This window comes from Candidatus Phytoplasma phoenicium (assembly GCF_001189415.1).
GTDB classification, from domain to species: domain Bacteria; phylum Bacillota_I; class Bacilli_A; order Acholeplasmatales; family Acholeplasmataceae; genus Phytoplasma; species Phytoplasma phoenicium.
Genome location: NZ_JPSQ01000017.1, coordinates 1 through 5,927, shown reverse-complemented (window position 1 = coordinate 5,927; position 5,927 = coordinate 1). Strand labels below are relative to the sequence as shown.

General features: G+C 28.4%; 6 protein-coding genes. All 6 read left to right on the top strand.

Annotated features, from left to right (window positions below):
- Positions 1 to 378: 378 nt before the first annotated feature.
- The 6 genes from AlmWB_RS00635 (at position 379) to AlmWB_RS00610 (ending at position 5,920) form a co-directional block, all read left to right on the top strand.
- The gene (locus AlmWB_RS00635; protein ID WP_050337117.1) at positions 379 to 1,494 is read left to right on the top strand and encodes a thiamine pyrophosphate-dependent enzyme; all 1,116 of its coding nucleotides are present in this window, start codon (positions 379 to 381) and stop codon (positions 1,492 to 1,494) included.
- Between the two features lie 6 nt (positions 1,495 to 1,500).
- Entirely contained in the window at positions 1,501 to 2,481 is a 981-nt protein-coding gene (locus tag AlmWB_RS00630) for an alpha-ketoacid dehydrogenase subunit beta (RefSeq protein WP_050337115.1), read from the top strand.
- 57 nt (positions 2,482 to 2,538) lie between these two features.
- A complete protein-coding gene (locus tag AlmWB_RS01910; protein ID WP_050337113.1) occupies positions 2,539 to 2,772 on the top strand; it encodes a biotin/lipoyl-containing protein in 234 nt (77 codons plus the stop codon).
- Between the two features lie 51 nt (positions 2,773 to 2,823).
- Positions 2,824 to 3,618 (top strand): dihydrolipoamide acetyltransferase family protein, encoded by a 795-nt coding sequence (locus tag AlmWB_RS00620; RefSeq protein WP_050337111.1) that lies wholly within the window; start codon positions 2,824 to 2,826, stop codon positions 3,616 to 3,618.
- Between the two features lie 14 nt (positions 3,619 to 3,632).
- A complete protein-coding gene (gene lpdA / locus AlmWB_RS00615; protein ID WP_050337109.1) occupies positions 3,633 to 5,015 on the top strand; it encodes a dihydrolipoyl dehydrogenase in 1,383 nt (460 codons plus the stop codon).
- Between the two features lie 143 nt (positions 5,016 to 5,158).
- A complete protein-coding gene (locus AlmWB_RS00610; RefSeq protein WP_050337108.1) occupies positions 5,159 to 5,920 on the top strand; it encodes a TatD family hydrolase in 762 nt (253 codons plus the stop codon).
- Positions 5,921 to 5,927 lie beyond the last annotated feature (7 nt).

Here is a 5,927-nt window from a genome sequence, read left to right as displayed (position 1 = left end):
AAAGAAAATTAAATTTTTTCTTTTGACAAAATTTTGCTTTTTTCAAAGGTTTTAGGTTTTATTTTCAGTGTCCTTATTTTTTTGATGTTTTTTTATTTGAAAAATATATTTCATTAGATATGTGGTGTGGTTTAACATTTTTTGATTTATTATACAATAAATATAATTATGATAATTTTTTTACTTATATCATGAAAATTATTTTGGAAATCAATTAATTTAGAAAAGAAAATCATTATTCTAAAAATAGTTGAAAAAAGTAAAGACTATGATGGTAGTTTGTTGTTTTTTTATATAATTTTAGTTTTTTAAAAAATTTTTTCAGCAATAAAAATAAAATATTTAAAAATATTTTTAGTAAAAAATAGAGGAATAGTTATGAATATAATTTTTGATGATTTATATAATCCTTTGAAAAAAAAACAGTTGCAAATTTTAGATATTAATGGGGAGATTATTAATGAAAAATTAGAACCTAAAATATCAAATGATCAATTATTGGATATGTACAAAAAAATGGTTTTAACGAGAATCGCTGATGTTAAAGCTGTGCAATATCAGCAATATCCATATCCAGAGACAAGAATGTTGAATTATATTGTGAATAAAGGGCATGAAGCTTGCCAAATTGGAACAGGAGCCGCATTACAAAAACAAGATTGGATTTCTCCTTATTTCAGAGATTTAGGTTTATATTTATCTCGTAATGTTGATTTGGAACAAATTTATCTTTATTGGTATGGCCATGAAAAAGGTTCTCAATTAGATCCTGCTAAACGTATTTTACCTGTCAATATTATTATTGGTTCAGGAATTAATATTGGAGCAGGTTTAGCTATTGCGAGTAAAATTCAATCAAAAAATGAAGTAACTATCGCTACTATTGGCGACGGTGGAACATCACATGAAGAATTTTATTCTGGTTTAAATTTAGCAGCTTCTATGGATGCTCCTTTAGTAGTTTTAATTCAAAATAATCAATATGCTATTTCCACTCCTCGACAAAAAGCTACTAAAGCTGAGACTTTAGCACAAAAAGCTTATGCTTTTGGTATTCCAGGCATTCAAGTTGATGGGAATGATGTTTTAGCTGTTTACACTGCCGTGAAAGAATTCACTGATGCAGCTCGTCAAGGAAAAGGCACAGGTTTAATTGAAATGATTACATATCGTATGGGGGCACATTCTACTAATGATGACCCTAATTTATACCGTAGTAAAGAAGAAGCACAAGAATGGGAAACAAAAGATCCTATTAAACGTTTCCAAAAATATTTATTAAATAAAAAAGTATTAAATCCAGAATTAATCACCCAAATTGAACAAAACACAATTGATTATGTTAATAGTTTACATAAAAAAATATTGACTTACGGTGTTAAAATAGAAATCAAAGAACTTTTTGAATATGTTTATAAAGACATGACTCAACAATTAAAAGAACAATATCTCGATTATGAAACGTTTTTGAAATACCAAAAGGAAGGAAAATAAACGCATATGGCAATAATGAATATGTTGGAAGCTATTAATAATGCTTTAGATCTTCAATTAGAACATAATCCCAAGATAGTTTTGTTTGGTGAAGATGTAGGAAAATTAGGGGGAGTTTTCCGTGTTACTGCTGGTTTACAAGATAAACATGGAGAAAAACGTGTTTTTAATACTCCTATTACAGAATCAGGTATTGTCGGTAGCGCCATTGGAATGTCTTTAAATGGTTTAATTCCAATTGCTGAAATTCAACTGGATGGTTTTATGTATGTAGGATTACAAGATTTAGTTGCACATGCTGCTCGTTTTAGAAATCGTTCTCGTGGTAGTTTTTCATGTCCTATGGTTTTGAAATTTCCAGTTGGAGCAGGATTAAAAGCTTTAGAACATCACTCTGAATCTGTTGAACCAATTGTTAGTTTTTTTCCTGGGTTGAAAGTAGTTATTCCTTCGAATGCTTATGATGCTAAAGGACTTTTAATTGCTGCTATTAATGATCCAGACCCTGTTGTTTATATGGAACCAAAATTATTATATCGTGCTTTAAAACAAGAAGTGCCAGAAGGCATTTATGAAGTCGAAATTGGTAAAGCGAAAATAGTGAAAGAAGGAACAGATATTACTTTAGTAGCTTGGAGTTCTGCTATTCCTATTGCATGCAAAGCTATTGATGTGTTAACTCAAAAAGGTATATCGGTAGAAGTCATTGATTTAAGAACTATCAATCCAATTGATCGTGAAACAATAATTAATTCTGTTAAAAAAACAGGTCGTTTAGTAGTTGTTCATGAAGCTACCAAAACATATGGTCCAGCAGGAGAAATAATTACTTTAGTTAATGAACATGCTTTTAATGCTTTAAAAAGCGCTCCGCAGAGAATTACAGGAAATGATATTATTATGCCTTTAGGTCGTGCAGAGCATCATCAATTTTTGAATTCTGATAAAATTATTTATGGAATTAAAAAGATTTTTAATAAATTATAGAAATAAGTTTTCTATACAAACGAATCAAAAATATCAAATTGAAAGGGTTTCGCAAAAATGTCACAACAAATTAAATTTTATGAAGTGATCGAAGGTATTTCCGAAGGAACTATTATTAGTTTTAAAGTTAAAGTAGGAGATACTGTTCAAGAAGGTGACTCTATTGTATCAATTGAAACTGATAAAGTAGAAGTGGAAATACCTTCTCCTCAAACAGGAGTTATTACAACTATCTTTGCTAAAGATGGTCAAGTAGTTAAATTAGGCGATTTATTAGTTGAGATTAAGTAAGATTCTTTTCCATAAAATTAAAATATTTTCAAAAATAAAGGATGTTAGAAAATGAATCAAAATAATCACGAAGAAAAATTAAATTTTAAAAATGTTTCTTCTATTAATACTCAAGAAGATGTAGAAATAGTTAAAATTTCACGTTTAAGAAAAACTATTGCGAAAAAAATGATTATTTCTAAAACACTGATCCCTGATGTCTCTTTGATTAAAGAAGTTGATGTTAGTAATTTAGTTGTGTTAAGACAAAATACTAAAAACGAAGTATTAGAACAAAGAATTAAATTAACTTATATGGCTTTTATTGCTAAAGCAGTAATTATGGCTTTACAAAAATTTCCTTTGTTTAATGCGAGTTTTGACGATGACAAAGATGAGATAATTATTAAAAAAAATATTAATTTAGGTATAGCTATCGACACTCCCAAAGGTTTAATTGTACCTAATATTAAGAATGCAGCTCAATATAACGTAATACAATTAGCTCAAGAAATTGCAATTTTGAGTAAGAATACTCTAGAACAAAAAATAAAATTGGATCAACTCCAAAAAGGTACTTTTACTTTGAGTAATTTCGGTTCTTTAGATATTTTATATGGAACTCCTGTAATTAATCATCCTGAATTAGCGATTTTAGGTATTGGTAAAATTGTGAAAAAACCAATAGTGAAAAATAATGAAATTTGTATATCCGATATATTACCTCTTTCTTTAAGTATTGATCATCGTATTATTGATGGAGCAGATGGTGGTAGATTTTTACATTTTATATCAAATCTCTTAACTGATACTACTGTTTTGGAGAAACATATTTTTAAAACATCAAATGATGTTGAAAATACTTAAGTTAAAGATTAATGATGAACAAATATGATATTTTAATTATAGGAGGAGGACCCGGCGGTTACGTAGCAGCTATTAAAGCTTCTCAGTTGGGTGCAAAAGTAGCTTTAGTAGAAGAACATAAAATTGGTGGAATTTGTTTAAATTATGGTTGTATCCCTACGAAAGCTTTTTTGAAAAGTGCTAAGCTTTTTGATTTTTTACAAAAAATAAAAACTTTTGGATTAAATTTTGAAGGTCCAGCAACTTTTAATTGGGACGCTATATTAGCACGTAAAAATAAAATTGTTAAGCAATTAACTAATGGGATCAGTCTTCTTTTAAAAAAAAATAAAATTGACGTTTATGATGGCACAGCTGAAGTTTTTACACCACAACAGGTAAAAGTTGGAGAACAAGTTTTAACAACAAAAAAACTTATTATTGCTACGGGTTCTAATGCTTTTATACCACCTATTCCAGGAGCTCAACAAGCTTATAACAATAAATATTTATATACAAGTAAAGAACTTGTACAATTAGAAAAATTTCCACAAAAAATTATTATTATTGGTGGCGGCATTATTGGAGTAGAGTTTGCTACTGTTTTTAATAAATTCGGTGCTGAAGTTATTATTTTAGAAAAACAAAATTCTATACTTCATACTTTGGATCAAGATGTATCTCGTTCTTATACTCAAAAATTGAAAAAAGATAAAATTCAAATTTTAACGGATGCTTCTGTGATGAAAATTCAAGATAATACAGTAACTTATGCTTATGAAAACGAAGAACATAGACTCAAAGCAGATATTATTCTGATGGCTGTAGGTACTCGTCCTAATCTTTATGGTTTACAAAAATTGAATTTAGTCATAGATCGACAAGGTATTGTAACAGATCGTTTTTTAAGAACTTCAATAGATGACGTTTATGCTATTGGTGATGTTAATGGAAAATATATGTTAGCACATGTTGCTAGCCATGAAGGTATGATTGCAGTTTCACATGCTTTATTAGGGGAAAAGCAATATTTGAAACCTATGAATTATTATAATGTTCCGTCTTGTATTTATGGTTTCCCTGAAATCGCTGTTATCGGTTTAACTGAACAACAAGTGAAAGAACAAAATTTAGATTTTAAAGTTTTTAAAATGCCAGTACGATCTATTGGTAAAGCTTTAGCTGATGGTGAAACAGAAGGTTTTTCAAAAATTATCGTAGAAGCTAAAAGTTTAAAGATTTTAGGCATGCATATTTTTGCCTATAATGCTACAGAATTAATTAGTGAAATTGGTTTGGCTATGGAATTAGAAGGAACAGCTTATGACGTAGCACACACTATTCATCCGCATCCGACTTTATCTGAACTTACTTTAGAAACTGTTTTAGGCGTCATTGATAAACCAATTCATATGTAATTTCAATTTTTGGAAACAATTGAAACTTTTTTAATAAAAAACCCATTGTTTTATTTTGGGTTTTTCTTTCTTATGTATTAGATTTAAAAAAATATGTTTTTTCGAAATATGATAATTATAAAAAAAAGAAAAGTTGAATAAATATGTTGATTGATACACATGCGCATCTTAATTTAGAAGTCTTTCAGAAAGATTTACCTTATGTTCTTAATAGAGCTTCACAAAATGATGTGAAATATTTTATTGTTCCAGGATTAGAGCATAAAACTAATGAAAAGGCTGTAGAATTAGCGATTAAAAATCCTTTTATTAAAGCAGCGGTAGGAATTCATCCTTGTTATTGGTGTAACGAAGATCCTTTCAGTATTGAACAATATTTAAGTTTGCCTCAAGTGGTTGCTGTAGGAGAAATTGGCATAGATTTATATCATGAAAAAGATTCTTTAGATGTACAAAAAAAAATTTTACAATTACAAATTCAATTGGCACTTAAATACAATTTACCCATTATTTTGCATGCTAGATCATCTTTTGATGAAACATATGAGATATTAAAACCTTATCAATATAAAATTAAAGGTGTTTTTCATTGTTTAACTACTCATTTGCGAGAAGCACAAAAAGCTGTTGAATTAGGTTTTTATGTCGGAATCGGTGGGATTGTTACTTATGAAAATTCTTTTGAAGCTCATCAAATTGTAAAAACCATTCCTTTAAATAAATTGTTTTTAGAAACTGATTCTCCTTTTTTAACACCTTTTCCTATAGCTAAAAATAAAAGAAATGAGCCAGCTTTTATTAAAATAATTGCAGAAAAAATTGCAAATTTACGCAATATTAGTTTAGAAGAAGTAGCACTACAAACTTCACAAAATGCTAAAAAATTATTTTCTTTAGATTTTTAATTATTTA